At 65.9% G+C, this 258-nt stretch carries 1 protein-coding gene; it reads right to left on the bottom strand.

The features are described 5' to 3' along the window. On the bottom strand, positions 1-258 hold a 258-nt coding region (locus tag SB822_RS58690), incomplete at both ends, for a phospholipid-binding protein MlaC (RefSeq protein WP_410859321.1).

Genomic DNA, 258 nt, shown 5'->3' on the forward strand with positions numbered 1-258 from the left:
CATCACGTCGAAGATCTTCCACTGGCCGTTGACGTTGCGCATCAGGTAATCGACCGGTGTCGGGTCGTTGCCCGGGCGCAGCAGTTCGGTGGACACCTTGACGCCACGGCCGCCCGGCAGCGCGGTCTCGGATTTGCCGCGGAAGCTGGGCTTGCCTTCGAAATCGAGCAGGGCCGTGCCGTAGCGCTGCATCAGGTTGTCGGCCATCGCATCGGCGAACAGCTTCACGTCGGCATCGGAGGCGCCGCGGGCGTGGAT

It is taken from the genome of Paraburkholderia sp. SIMBA_054 (genome assembly GCF_046534875.1).
Lineage (GTDB): Bacteria > Pseudomonadota > Gammaproteobacteria > Burkholderiales > Burkholderiaceae > Paraburkholderia > Paraburkholderia hospita.